Annotated in this window: 11 protein-coding genes; 10 read left to right on the top strand and 1 reads right to left on the bottom strand. The window is 33.6% G+C overall.

Translation table 11 applies throughout. The annotated features are described in order from the left end of the window. The first annotated feature begins 725 nt into the window (after nt 1-725). The 5 genes from rfbA to AC0J6S_RS07830 all read left to right on the top strand — a co-directional run bounded on the left by rfbA (nt 726) and on the right by AC0J6S_RS07830 (nt 6,731). Nucleotides 726-1,595 (top strand): glucose-1-phosphate thymidylyltransferase RfbA, encoded by an 870-nt coding sequence (rfbA, locus tag AC0J6S_RS07810; RefSeq protein WP_474956178.1) that lies wholly within the window; start codon nt 726-728, stop codon nt 1,593-1,595. Between the two features lie 164 nt (nt 1,596-1,759). Next, nucleotides 1,760-2,713 carry an MraY family glycosyltransferase gene (locus AC0J6S_RS07815; RefSeq protein ID WP_474956179.1) on the top strand — a complete coding sequence of 318 codons (954 nt, stop codon included), beginning with the start codon at nt 1,760-1,762 and terminating at the stop codon, nt 2,711-2,713. Between the two features lie 48 nt (nt 2,714-2,761). Continuing rightward, nucleotides 2,762-3,349 (top strand): sugar transferase, encoded by a 588-nt coding sequence (locus tag AC0J6S_RS07820; protein ID WP_474956180.1) that lies wholly within the window; start codon nt 2,762-2,764, stop codon nt 3,347-3,349. Nucleotides 3,350-3,435: 86 nt separating this feature from the next. Then, complete coding sequence (locus AC0J6S_RS07825; RefSeq protein WP_474956181.1) at nt 3,436-4,572, top strand: DegT/DnrJ/EryC1/StrS family aminotransferase; 1,137 nt, start codon at nt 3,436-3,438, stop codon at nt 4,570-4,572. A 191-nt stretch (nt 4,573-4,763) separates the two neighbouring features. Continuing rightward, nucleotides 4,764-6,731: a polysaccharide biosynthesis protein gene (locus AC0J6S_RS07830; protein ID WP_474956182.1), complete on the top strand. Its 1,968-nt coding sequence runs from the start codon at nt 4,764-4,766 to the stop codon at nt 6,729-6,731. 392 nt (nt 6,732-7,123) lie between these two features. Here AC0J6S_RS07830 and AC0J6S_RS07835 read toward each other — a convergent pair whose 3' ends face one another. Beyond that, nucleotides 7,124-7,300: a histone H1 gene (locus tag AC0J6S_RS07835; RefSeq protein WP_113667012.1), complete on the bottom strand. Its 177-nt coding sequence runs from the start codon at nt 7,298-7,300 to the stop codon at nt 7,124-7,126. Between the two features lie 555 nt (nt 7,301-7,855). On the opposite strand from AC0J6S_RS07835, the gene AC0J6S_RS07840 reads away from it, so the two are divergent. From AC0J6S_RS07840 to AC0J6S_RS07860, 5 genes are all read left to right on the top strand, one after another. After that, complete coding sequence (locus AC0J6S_RS07840) at nt 7,856-8,725, top strand: ABC transporter permease (RefSeq protein WP_474956183.1); 870 nt, start codon at nt 7,856-7,858, stop codon at nt 8,723-8,725. A gap of 259 nt (nt 8,726-8,984) precedes the next feature. Then, nucleotides 8,985-9,341: a four helix bundle protein gene (locus tag AC0J6S_RS07845; protein ID WP_474956184.1), complete on the top strand. Its 357-nt coding sequence runs from the start codon at nt 8,985-8,987 to the stop codon at nt 9,339-9,341. Nucleotides 9,342-9,526: 185 nt separating this feature from the next. Then, complete coding sequence (locus tag AC0J6S_RS07850; protein ID WP_474956185.1) at nt 9,527-10,771, top strand: ABC transporter ATP-binding protein; 1,245 nt, start codon at nt 9,527-9,529, stop codon at nt 10,769-10,771. Then, the gene (locus tag AC0J6S_RS07855; RefSeq protein WP_474956186.1) at nt 10,753-11,481 is read left to right on the top strand and encodes a class I SAM-dependent methyltransferase; all 729 of its coding nucleotides are present in this window, start codon (nt 10,753-10,755) and stop codon (nt 11,479-11,481) included. Before AC0J6S_RS07850 ends, AC0J6S_RS07855 begins: the two co-directional genes overlap by 19 nt. Next, the gene (locus tag AC0J6S_RS07860) at nt 11,460-12,362 is read left to right on the top strand and encodes a glycosyltransferase family 2 protein (RefSeq protein ID WP_474956187.1); all 903 of its coding nucleotides are present in this window, start codon (nt 11,460-11,462) and stop codon (nt 12,360-12,362) included. Before AC0J6S_RS07855 ends, AC0J6S_RS07860 begins: the two co-directional genes overlap by 22 nt. Nucleotides 12,363-12,408: the final 46 nt, after the last annotated feature.

Raw genomic sequence — 12,408 nt, forward strand, 5'->3', positions numbered from 1 at the left:
AAAACTAATTAATCCGAATTTCAGGAATGGATGCTAGCAATGAGATTTTGTTTAAAGTTAGAAATTATGGCTTATTAATTTTCTTTTAGCTCACTAAAATTTTATTTTAACTGGTATTTGCTTCGCCTGTTCGCTTCGCTCGGGTGTCTGAATCTTCGATTTGCCTTGATGCAAAAGAAACAAAAGATCAAGCCTGAAAATTAAAAACTTAAAAACTACCTCAAAACTACGTTCCGCAGCCCGAGCCGTTCGCCTTTCAGGCTCAACTCGCGGACTGCTGCCACTTCGTTTTTTCGTTGTTTTTTGACGTTTTTAATTTAAGGGCGGGGAGAGGAGTGGTGTGAGAGCGTTTATATTATTATTAATTACGAAGTATGAAAAATATATTGTCTTAATTATTAAAGACATTTTTGTCTCAGATTAGAAGTATTAAAAAGATTTGTTACAATATAAATTAATTTAATTAGTGGTAATTTGTGAAATTTGTGGTAAAAAAAATATATTTTAATTAATTATGACATTAGATTAAAGTCATTACTTGAGTATGTTGATTAATTTCGGCAGGCCTTACTTACCTTATAAAAAAATAATTAATTTAAAAAATTCGAATTAATTCGTAAAATTAGTACAATTATGAAATCGCCATTAAAAATTTTTGCCTAAGCAAACACCAAAAAATAAAAAGCGATTCCATAAATGACCAATAATAAATAAATTTAAAATTTATGAAAGGAATTATATTAGCCGGAGGATCCGGAACCCGTTTGCATCCGTTAACGCTTGCTATGAGCAAACAAATGATGCCTGTGTATGATAAGCCGATGATTTATTATCCGTTGTCTACTCTAATGATGGCTGGGATCCATGAAATATTGATTATTTCTACGCCTCATGATTTACCTCATTTTAAAAAATTACTAGGCGATGGGTCTTCGATAGGCTGTCAATTCAGTTATGCGGAACAGGCTATTCCGAATGGTCTGGCGCAAGCTTTTGTTATTGGAGAAGAATTCATAGGAAAAGATAGTGTCGCATTGGTTTTAGGGGATAATATTTTCTTTGGTGCTAATATGCATGAATTATTGCAATCTAACACTAATCCTGAAGGCGGAGTTGTTTTTGCGTATCATGTTTCTGATCCGGAACGCTATGGTGTGGTGGAGTTTGATGCCACATTCAAAGCACTTTCGATTGAAGAAAAACCCTTGGAACCCAAATCAAATTATGCAGTACCAGGATTGTATTTTTATGATAATTCAGTAGTCGAAATTGCCAAAAATATCAAGCCAAGTGCTCGTGGAGAATATGAAATAACCGATGTGAATAAAGTGTACTTGGAAAAAGGAGCTTTGAAAGTAGGTATTCTAAGCAGAGGTACCGCTTGGTTGGACACCGGAACTTTTAATAGTTTGATGCAAGCAGGACAATTTGTTCAGGTGATTGAGGAACGTCAGGGACTTAAAGTAGGTTGTATCGAAGAAATTGCATGGAGACAAGGTTTCATTAGTGACCAACAATTGAAAGATCTGGCTGAACCTTTAAAAAAGTCTGGGTACGGGGAGTATCTTTTGGGATTGTTGAAGCATAAGTTGTAAGTTAGTAGTGAGAAGTGAATAGTGAGAAGTGAGAAGTGAGAAGTGAGAGGTGAATAGTGAGGAGTGATCAGGGATTAGTTCTTATTTACCATTATTATTATTATTATTATTATTATTATTATTATTATTATTATTTATTTAAAAGCATAGACATAGTTTAAAACATGACATATTTTGCATTAATTATTTTATTGGTTGGTATTGAACTTATTTATTTTAAAATAGCGGATACCTACAATATCATTGATAAACCCAATAGTAGATCATCCCATACTTCTATTACATTAAGAGGTGGTGGCATTATTTTTCCAATAGCCATAGGTATCGCTTTTTTACTGGGCTATGTTTCTTGGGCTGTTACGCTTGCTGTAGTATTAGTGGCTATAGTAAGTTTTATTGATGATATCAAACCACTGTCTCAATTGCCTCGATTTATTTCACATGTCATAGCTGTGGGTTTGGTTTTTTATGAGTTGCATTTGTTTTATGAACCTTTGTGGTTGCTTCCTGTTGTGTTTGTACTTCTTATAGGTTGGGTAAACGCCTTTAATTTTATGGATGGTATCAATGGGATCACCGTCTTGTATGCTTTAGCGGCCATAGCTACTTTTTCTTTTTTACCAATCAACCAAGCCAGCTTGCCATTACTCATTACAATGGGATTGTCTTGTTTGGCTTTTGGGATATTTAATGTTCGAAAAAAAGCTAAAACCTTTGCAGGAGATGTTGGTAGTATTAGTATGGCACTCTTTTTGGGCTATTTTATGATAAAGACCATTATTGATTCAGGGCAACTCGGGTATATTCTTTTCTTTTCGGTATATGGAATTGATGCTATTATCACCATCATCAGTAGATTGCTTAAAAAAGAAAATATATTTCAGCCGCACCGCTCTCATTTGTACCAATATCTGGCTAATGAAATGGGCTATTCCCATATTTTAGTCGCTTTTATTTATGCAGGATTTCAATTGGGTATAAACGGATTGGTTATTTATTTGGATGCCAATGGGGATTTGACCCTGCTTTTTATGGGCGGATTTTTACTGCTACTGACATTCATCTATTTACTTGTTCGAAATTTTGTCACTCGTAAAATGGTCCTCAGGAATTCTTAATCCGTTTTTTGCTTGTATTTTTATCCCGAATAAAATACTTCGAAAGGTATGACAAAACGTCTTTTTGATATTGTTTTCTCTCTCTTCACACTTCTCCTGTTTTTTTGGGTTCTATTGATGTCATGGTTGCTTGCTGCTATGGATACACATACGAATGGCATCTTCCTCCAAGAACGCATTGGTCAATTTGGTGTGCCATTTAAAATATATAAACTGCGGACGATTCGGACTGAATCTCACACCGGTGAAAAGTACATTTCGAGAATACGCCAGTTCCTGAGACGCTTTAAATTGGATGAGATGCCACAGTTTTTTAATGTTCTCAAAGGAGAAATGAGTATTGTGGGGGCAAGACCCGATGTGCCGGGTTATTATAATTTGTTAACAGGAGAAAATCGTAAAATACTAGAATTGAAGCCAGGATTAACTAGTTTAGCTTCCATAAAATATAATAAAGAGGAATTCATGTTGCAGAAGCAGGAGTTGCCTTTAGTTTATAATGATAGTGTTATTTTTCCGGATAAAGTACGAATGAATCTAGCGTATTATTACAATCGAAGTTTTAGTGGGGATATGCTACTTATTTTGAAGACTGTTTGGTTTACTTTTTTTAAAAAATACCATAACAAATACTAAAAAGAATATAGTACTGCAATCAGAATCATGGAGGTGTTTTTTATTACTTTAGCAGAATAAACCCCTATGGATTTTATTTCTAGAAGATGGAAAAAAACAAAATTTGGCTATCACCTCCTCATATGGGTGGAAACGAACAGCACTATATTCAGGAGGCCTTTGATACCAACTGGATTGCTCCGATAGGACCCAATATTGATTTTTTTGAACAAAGTTTGGAGCATTTTCTGGGTTCAGGGTATGTTGCCGCATTGAACTCGGGTACCGCGGCCATTCATTTGGGATTGATTCTTTTAGGGGTTCAGTCAGATGATACCGTACTTTGTCAGAGCATGACCTTTTCAGCTTCAGCTAATCCTATTTTGTATCAAGGGGCAATCCCTATTTTCATAGACAGTGAAGCCGAAACCTGGAATCTATGTCCTATTGCACTTGAAGAAGCTATCATTGACCAGATAAAAAAAGGGAAAAAGCCTAAAGCTATTATTGCCGTTCATTTATATGGGATCCCTTATAAAATTGATGCTATTCGTGTGCTTGCTGATATTTATGGAATTCCAATTTTGGAAGACAGCGCTGAGGCACTAGGAAGTAGTTACAAAGGACGTAAATGTGGTACTTTTGGAGATATTGGAATATTCTCTTTTAATGGTAGTAAAATCATAACTACCTCTGGAGGAGGTGCGATTGTGACAAATTCCGAGGCTTTAAAGAAGAAAGCTATTTTTTATGCCACGCAATCTAGGGAGAATGCGATTCATTATCAGCACAGTCAGATCGGATATACTTATAGAATGAGTAATGTATGTGCCGGTATCGGTCGGGGACAAATGGAAGTGCTTCAAAAACATATAGAATCAAGAAGGAGGGTACATCAATTTTATACGGTATTATTTGAAAGCATCGACGGAATTACAGTGCATGCTGTATCTGATGACCGCTATTTTTCTAATTATTGGTTGACGACAATCTTAATAGACCCCAATAATCCTTATCAATTGACAAGGGATCAAGTGATGCAGGCACTTTCAGAGGAAAACATTGAATCACGTCCGCTTTGGAAACCGATGCATTTGCAACCTTTTTTTAAGGAAAATGCATATTACGGTCATGAAGTAGCCGCAACTTTATTTGAGCATGGACTTTGTTTGCCGTCGGGTTCAAATCTTAGCGCGGCAGCATTAAACAAAATTAAAGGAGTTTTCTTGCAATTAACATGCTGAGGTTTAACCTAGGAAGCTTGTTTATTTGAAGAAACGGCGTTCTTAAAACAATCCCATCTGAACCCAAAGCTCGCTTGCTTTTTATTTTATTCGGTATAAAAACCGAAATGTAATGACGAAACGTATTACTTTAACATCAATTATTTGTAGTTTTGTTAACGTATTAAAGAATAATTTTAAATCTATATCAATTGAATAGAAATAATAATAAGAATCCAGATGGGTTTGTTTCAAAATATTTTTCGAGAGCTAATCTGCGATTTAACATTCATAATCTTAGTTATCTGCCGCGCTGGATTATTGTGATGATGGATGTTACCGTTCTGATTGTTGCTTTCTTTTTTACTTATCTGATTTTCAGAGGAACTGGTTTGGACTATATTATTACGCCAGATCATTTTCTTTTTATAAGTTCTTATTTTGGGGTTAATCTTTTCTTTTTTTGGATTTTTAGAACGTACTCGGGAATCATCAGGCACTCTTCCTATATAGATGCAGTCAAACTTTTGTTTTCACAAATGGCGGTTTTGGTGTTATTTCTTTTTTTTAATTTTTCCTATGAATTGCTGGTTGGTGAGAAGGCCTTTTTGAATACTGCTATGTTTATAAATGTAGTGCTTTCTTTTTGTGGTTTGTTTTTGTATCGTGTAGTAGTGAAACAGACTTTTGAACTCTATTTTTCGGAAAAAGGAAATAATAAGCTTATTAGAACCATTATATATGGCACAGATGCAAATGCGATATCTGTAGCGAATGCATTAAAATTTGAAACTCCTTCCCGTTTTAAAATTGTGGGATTTGTTGACAAGAATAATCAAAATGCTTCTAAAAGAATGCTGGATTTGCCTATTTTAGTACAAAAGAAAAAGATGCCTACTTTAATGCGCTCTGTGGGTGCTGAGGGTATAATTATAGCAGACAAAAGTTTGACAAAAGAAGAGCAATCGATTATTGTAGACCAATGTTTAGAATACAATTTTAAGGTATATAATGTACCTTTGATATCCAACTGGGAAAATCAAAAAGAAATCTCTCAAAAAGTAAAGAACATTGAAATTGAGGATTTGTTAGAAAGACAGCCTATTGTATTAGACAATAAATCTATTACGAAACAGCTTAAAGACAAGACTGTTCTTATTACTGGAGCCGCAGGATCGATAGGCAGTGAAATTGTACGTCAGGTATTAAGTTTTCATCCGAAAAAAATTATTATTTTGGACCAGGCAGAAACTCCTCTGCATCACTTATCCTTAGAAACTCAAGCTTTAATTTCAAATTCAAAAATCAAAACTGTAATTGGTGACATACGGAATCTAGAGGCTTTAGAACATCTTTTCAGTGCCTATAGTCCACAGGTGGTTTTTCATGCCGCTGCTTACAAACACGTTCCACTGATGGAGGAAAATCCTTCTCAAGCCATTCTAACCAATATTCAGGGGACTAAAAACTTAGCGGATTTATCTTGTAAGTACAATGTAAAGAAGTTTGTAATGGTGTCAACCGATAAAGCGGTTAATCCAAGTAATGTGATGGGAGCCAGTAAACGAATAGCCGAGAAATATGTTCAATCCCTTCATTTAAGAAGTCAAAAGGAAAGTCATTCCAATGCCACAAAATTTATCACGACCCGTTTTGGAAACGTCTTGGGTTCTAATGGATCAGTAGTTCCTTTATTTACTAAACAAATAGCAGAAGGAGGACCATTAACGATTACACATCCTGATATTATTAGGTACTTTATGACAATACCTGAGGCTTGTCAACTGGTGTTGGAAGCTGGTGCCATGGGTAACGGTGGCGAAATCTATATTTTTGATATGGGAAAACCAGTTAAAATTATCGATTTAGCCAGAAAAATGATTAAGCTTGCCGGATTTATTCCTGAAAAAGACATTAAAATACAAATTGTAGGTTTGCGACCTGGAGAAAAGTTATTTGAGGAACTACTGAATGATACTTCTAAGACCTTAGCCACACATCATGAAAAAATCATGATCGCGCAGGAAATTCAGGATGAGTTTGAAAATTTTCATATTGATATCGATGAATTAATTAGTATTGCTAATCAATATCAAAATGATGCTGTTGTTGCGAAAATGAAAAAAATAGTACCTGAGTTTAAAAGTATGAACTCAACATTTGAGGTGCTGGATAAATAGCAGATTAATACAGTTATTATATCAGAGGCCCATGGAACAGTTTTGTTTGATGGGCTTTTTTGTATTTAAGTAAGGGCTATAATTTAATGTCAGATTTGAATAAAGCGCTTCCTCCTTTTTCGTAGAATTTCACAGATTCACACAGATTAATTCGTGGTGGAGGGTAGAAATCTTTTAAAAATAGTAATCTGTGGCAGATTTTTTTTTAATAGCTGCCACAAGACGTCTTTCTTGCTGCTTATGGAAAGGATATTAAAAAATAAAGTATAGAAGTATTCTTTGTTTTTGAACTTAAATTATACATAGGCTAGGTCTAGTTTTACAAGTAGCTGAATGGATAAGTAAAAAAAAGCCCTTTAGAAATTCCAAAGGGCTTATAATTGATTGTAGATTTATTTTTTTGATTCTTCTACAGAAACTTTTCTAAATTCTTTTAAAAGTTTTTCCAAGTCTAACGTTGATTTTCTTGCTCTTGTTCCAGCAGCTTTGTTCCCTTTCTCGACGTGTAATTCAGATTCTGTTTTGAACGTTTCGATTTCGGTGTTAATTTTTGCTAATAAATCTTTCATGATACTAATGAATTAAATTAAAAGGCAAAAGTAAAAAGTTTGCTTATTAAACTGGGATAATTTGCTGTTAAAATTATTTTTTTTATTCACATCTCTCCGTTATTAAACTTTTTTTGTGTTGAAAGCAAAAGGACGCTGTGAAGAATGGGTCATTGCATGGTGTACAGGCTTTAAAGATGTTTTTATATGTGATTATGTTGTTTTTCCGGTTTTGATAGATAAATAAAAAAAATAGTAAAAGTTATTTTTACGATTTCAGTGGTGGACTGTTTTTACAGATTTCATTTTTTAAGGATTAGCATCAAGTCTGTAATCTGTAATCAGTATTTTTACTTTGGAATAACTTTCTTATTGACCTGATGGTTGTAACGGATTTAGATCTGTTTTCTTTTCTATCCTATTATTAAAATGCATTTTATTATACATTTTAATAATTATATACTATGGCTTAATTCTATAGCAAATTGCTATATTTGTTTGATAATACCACCGTTGTAGAAAGAAAATTAGGGTCGGCTTGCGACATTTTTATTTCTACATAAGCATCCTGAAACAATGAATAATTCAAAAAATGGCGCTGCGCCTTGGTTGTTTGAAATAACACCTAAAAATAAATTCTTTTCCCTGAATCTTACTGAGGTATGGCAGTATAGGGACTTGTTGCTACTTTTTGTTAAAAGAGATATTGTAACGGTTTACAAACAAACCGTTTTAGGGCCGCTCTGGTATTTTATCCAACCGCTGTTTACATCCATTATTTTTACGATTATTTTTAACACGGTTGCAGGTATAGCTACTGGTAGTGTTCCTCCATTTTTGTTTAATTTGGCCAGTATTACTGTTTGGAATTATTTTTCCTCCTGTTTGTTGGCTACCTCAGACACTTTTAAAGCCAATGCCGGGTTGTTTGGAAAAGTTTATTTTCCAAGAATTATCATGCCATTATCTATAGTGCTCTCCAACCTGATTAAGTTTGGATTGCAGCTGCTTATTTTTATAGCCTTTTATATTTATTTTATAGTATCGGGCGAGTCCTTATCGCCCAATTTTACGCTCCTTTTTTTTCCGGTTTTAGTAGTCTTGATGGGTTTGTTGGGATTGGGTCTTGGAATGATTATTTCTTCGATGGTCACTAAATACAGGGACTTGACGTATTTAGTGACTTTTGGGATACAATTGCTGATGTATATTTCGGCAGTGAATTACCCATTGGCATTGATACAAGAAAAGATGCCTGATTATTCGTGGATTATTGACTATAATCCGATGGCGTATGTTATTGAAATATCCCGATATATGTTGTTGAACACCGGAAGTTTTTCGGTTGGTTCTTTTCTATATGTTGGTGTTGTAACCATAGCCGTTTTTTTTATAGGATTGCTGATTTTTAATAAAACAGAAAAAACATTTATAGATACGGTTTAGTAAGGAAGTGAGAAAGTGAGAAGTGAGAAGTGAGAAGTGAAGGGTGAGAAGGTGAGGAAGTTAGAAGTGAGAAAGTGAGAAGTGAGGAAGTGAGAAGTGAGAAGTGAAGGGTGAGAAAGTGAGAAGTGAAGGGTGAGAAGGTGAGGAAGTGAGGAGGTGAGGAGGTGAGAAAGTAAGGAAGTGAGAAGTGAAGGGTGAGGAAGTGAATGGATAGTTTATACGGACTGTTTGCGAAAAAATTCATTAAATATAAAAAGATATGGATCATAAAGATTTGGAGGTTTGGAAGAAAAGCATGGATTTGGTGGAGACTATTTATAAGTTGACTCAAACATTTCCAGATTCGGAAAAATTTGGTTTGACGAGTCAAATGCGAAGATCTGCAGTTTCAATTCCATCTAATATTGCTGAAGGGTCCGCAAGAAAAGGAGATAAGGAATTAATTCATTTCCTTCATATTGCCTTGGGCTCACTTTCAGAGTTAGACACACAATATACAATAGCTGTGAGAATAAATTATACTAGTAAAGAGGAAAATATTGAGAATCAAATTAATGATGTTAAAAAATTACTTTTAGGATTTAGAAATTATTTAGAAAGAAAGAGTGAAAAGTAAAAGAGTGAAAAGTCAGAAGAGAAGTATGAGTAGTAAAAAGTGAATAGAACTGGGTAACAAAATCCCGTTTTTCAATACTATCGTTTTACATCTCACTAAAAACTACTAACTAATATCATTTCAATGCTAACGAATTTCATCTCGCTAACACCTTTTCACTTCTTACGATTCACCACTCACCTATTATGAAAGACATTATTTTAAAAGCTGAAAATATCTCCAAACAATATCGTTTGGGGCAGGTAGGTACTGGTACCATCAGTCATGATTTGAACCGATGGTGGCATAAACTGAGAGGGAAGGAGGATCCTTACCTTAAAATAGGCGATACTAATGACCGCAGTACCAAGGGGGAGAGTGATTATGTCTGGGCTTTGCAGGATATCAACTTTGAAGTGGAGCGCGGAGAGGTCATTGGCATTATAGGGAAAAACGGGGCTGGAAAATCGACTTTGCTTAAAATTCTGTCTAAAGTGGCAGCGCCTACCACGGGAAGTATTAAATCAAGAGGGAGGATTGCTTCTTTGCTTGAAGTGGGAACGGGTTTTCATCCCGAGTTGACGGGACGGGAAAATATTTTTTTGAACGGTGCCATTCTGGGAATGACCAAGAAAGAGATTACTGCAAAATTGGATGAAATCATTGATTTTTCGGGATGCGAACGCTATATTGACACGCCGGTAAAACGCTACAGTTCCGGAATGACAGTGCGATTGGCTTTTGCCGTAGCGGCATTTTTAGAACCTGAAATTCTTATCATTGATGAGGTTTTGGCTGTGGGCGATGCTGAGTTTCAGAAGAAAGCTTTGGGGAAAATGCAGGATATTTCAAGACAAGGCGGTAGAACGGTGTTGTTTGTGAGTCATAATATGGCGGCGGTAAAGAGTTTGTGTACTAGGGGGATTGTGCTTGAGCATGGGAAAGTAAACTATGTTGGAGATATTGAAACAGCTATAAATTTATATTACATAGACCTAAATGAAGACTTGCAACCTTTTTACAAAGGAAACGGAATTATTAAAGAAGTATATTTTTCAAATACTGAAATTGAATGGAATTCTAGTTTTAAAGTTTTTATAAAGTTTGACACTGAATTTCCTTTTCAAGACTTAGTAGTTGGCCTTTTAATTAATAACAAAGAAAATACTCCAATAATGGCGGTAAATAATAAACATTATTTAGATTCTAGAATTAATAAAGATGAGATTAAAAAAGGTATTGTTTCCGTTGAAATAGAAAATTTTAATCTATTTCCTGGAGATTATAAATTAGATGTATTTATAGGCGATGGCTATGTTGACAAAGAAAAAATAGAAGAAAAAATATTTTTCAAAGTAGATTTAAAAAGCTCAAATCAACAATTTTATAAAATAAATAAAAATATGAATAAAATAATTTTTAATAAAGTAAAATGGAATATTCAAAACTAGTTTTTAAATTTTTAAGAATAATCAAAAATATATTCGATAAAAGCAAACCTACAAAAGAGGAGGAATTATCTGAAGAAGAATATTATGAAAATCTTTTTGTGAAAAATGAAAAGTGGAATAATGTTAATCCAAATTACGATGAAAATAAAAGATGGGAAAGCATTAAAAAAATAATTAGCACCAATAAAGTTTTTGAAGGAATTGAAAACCCAAAAATATTAGATTTAGGTTGTGGTAGAGGTTGGTTAACCAATCTATTAAGTCAATTTGGAGAAATAGTAGGAATAGAACCTGTCGGAAAAGTTATAGAACATGCAAGAAAAATTTTTCCAAACATCAAATTTTTTATAGGAACATCTAAAGATTTATTAAAAGCTAGTAAAGGTGAATTTGATTTAATAGTTTCTTCGGAAGTAATAGAACATATAATAGATGAATTAAAAAAAGATTTTGTTGCGGATATTTCAAAACTATTAACTAAAAACGGATTTGTAATTATTACTACGCCTAGAAAAGAAGCACAATTAAAATGGATAGAAAATTCAAAACTAGGACAACCTATAGAAGATTGGATTAGTGAAAATGATTTAGAAAATCTATTTTTAGAATCTAATTTTAAATCAATTGGATTGGAACGGATCGGCATGCAACAATCCAACAATAGCGAAGAATTAGAAATTTACCAAGTATGGTTATTCAGGAAGAATTAGTTTCCATTATCGTTCCCTGTTACAACCAAGCGAAATACTTGGACGAGGCTTTGCAGTCTGTATTGGAGCAAACTCATGCGAATTGGGAATGTATTATTGTCAATGATGGCAGCCCAGATAACACAGAAGAAGTTGCCCAAAAATGGATTTCAAAAGATCCCCGATTTATTTATATAAAAAAAGAAAACGGTGGACTGAGTAGTGCTAGGAATGCGGGTTTAAATATTGCAAAAGGTGATTGTATACAGTTTTTAGATTCGGATGATGTTTTAGATAAAGAAAAATTACAAAAATCTATACAACAAATCAAAATACAAGATCGGTTAAATTCTAATTTTTTGATTGTAACCGCTTTTAAGACCTTTGAAAAAGATGTAAAACAGTTTTGTGAGCTGAAAAACTATTATGATTCTTCAAGTATATCTTTTACAAATGTTTTAAATAATTGGGATTTTGAGTTCACTATTCCTATACATTGTGGCATTTTTTCCAAACAAAATTTCGAAAATTTTGCTTTTCCAGAAACATTAAAAGGAAAGGAAGATTGGATAATGTGGCTTAGTATTTTAAAATGCAATCCGCAAATTATATTTATTAATGAGGCTCTAGTGTTTTATAGAATGAATGCTAGCGGAATGACTAGAGACGAAGAGTTTATGTTGGAAAATTATGTCAAAGCTTTAGATTTTATTGGTTTGAATATTTTATCAACGGAAGATTATCAACTACTTTTAAAAAGTATAATTATTAAAAAGACGATGCAAATCTCGAATATGGAAACTAGATTTTTAAAATATAAAAATACGAGAGGTTATAAGTTATTGGAAATATTAAAAAAAAATAAATTGATGCAAGTTTTAAATCGTTTATTTAAAAAATGACCTAGATGAATTTTAAACCTATAATTTCTGTAATCGTCCCCAGTAA

The sequence above is a fragment of the Flavobacterium sp. TS_SC_5 genome (assembly GCF_056156265.1).

Bases quoted from the DNA above. Each gene is read 5' to 3' on its own strand.
- AC0J6S_RS07845 (WP_474956184.1), top strand. From the start codon at position 8,985: ATGGATCATAAAGATTTGGAGGTTTGGAAGAAAAGCATGGATTTGGTG.
- AC0J6S_RS07855 (WP_474956186.1), top strand. From the start codon at position 10,753: ATGGAATATTCAAAACTAGTTTTTAAATTTTTAAGAATAATCAAAAAT.
- AC0J6S_RS07860 (WP_474956187.1), top strand. From the start codon at position 11,460: ATGGTTATTCAGGAAGAATTAGTTTCCATTATCGTTCCCTGTTACAAC.
- AC0J6S_RS07850 (WP_474956185.1), top strand. From the start codon at position 9,527: ATGAAAGACATTATTTTAAAAGCTGAAAATATCTCCAAACAATATCGT.
- AC0J6S_RS07815 (WP_474956179.1), top strand. From the start codon at position 1,760: ATGACATATTTTGCATTAATTATTTTATTGGTTGGTATTGAACTTATT.
- AC0J6S_RS07825 (WP_474956181.1), top strand. From the start codon at position 3,436: ATGGAAAAAAACAAAATTTGGCTATCACCTCCTCATATGGGTGGAAAC.
- AC0J6S_RS07835 (WP_113667012.1), bottom strand. From the start codon at position 7,300: ATGAAAGATTTATTAGCAAAAATTAACACCGAAATCGAAACGTTCAAA.
- AC0J6S_RS07840 (WP_474956183.1), top strand. From the start codon at position 7,856: ATGAATAATTCAAAAAATGGCGCTGCGCCTTGGTTGTTTGAAATAACA.
- AC0J6S_RS07820 (WP_474956180.1), top strand. From the start codon at position 2,762: ATGACAAAACGTCTTTTTGATATTGTTTTCTCTCTCTTCACACTTCTC.
- rfbA (WP_474956178.1), top strand. From the start codon at position 726: ATGAAAGGAATTATATTAGCCGGAGGATCCGGAACCCGTTTGCATCCG.